General features: G+C 67.7%; 2 protein-coding genes. Both read left to right on the top strand.

The window, feature by feature from the left end:
• A partial coding sequence (locus R4P95_RS33450) for an NAD-binding protein (protein ID WP_317840537.1) occupies nt 1-315 on the top strand: 315 nt, incomplete at its 5' end.
• A partial coding sequence (locus R4P95_RS33445; protein WP_317840536.1) for an enoyl-CoA hydratase-related protein occupies nt 312-508 on the top strand: 197 nt, incomplete at its 3' end. The genes R4P95_RS33450 and R4P95_RS33445, both read left to right, overlap by 4 nt.

Genomic DNA, 508 nt, shown 5'->3' with positions numbered 1-508 from the left:
AGTCACCAGGCCCTGTTCGACGTCGCGTCCAACGCGTCGGGGCAGTGCTGGGCGCTGACCACCAACTGCCCAGTGCCCGGACCGGTACCGACCAGCCCGGCCAACAACGACTACCAGCCCGGTTTCGCGGCCGCGCTGATGGACAAGGACCTCGGTCTCGCCGCGAACGCGCTGACCACCAACAATGTCGAGGCCGACCTCGGGCTGCGGGCCGCCGAACTCTACAGCCGGTTCCACGCCGCCGGGCACGGCGGCGAGGACTTCTCGGCCATCGTCAACGACATCCGCGACCGCTCAACCAAGGGGAACCAGTGACCGACTTCGAGACCATCCTGCTCGACCGTAAGGGCCGGGTCGGGATCATCACCCTGCACCGTCCGAAGGCCCTCAACGCCCTGAACTCGCAGCTGATGGGTGAGGTCGTCGCCGCGGTCGAGGAGTTGGACAAGGATGCGGAGATCGGGGCCATTCTGATCACCGGTTCGGATCGGGCCTTCGCCGCCGGCGC

This window comes from Rhodococcus sp. IEGM 27, from assembly GCF_033142305.1.
Classification (GTDB): domain Bacteria; phylum Actinomycetota; class Actinomycetes; order Mycobacteriales; family Mycobacteriaceae; genus Rhodococcus_F; species Rhodococcus_F oxybenzonivorans.
Note: the sequence above shows the minus strand (reverse complement) of the source record. Positions and strands in the feature narration are given on the sequence as shown.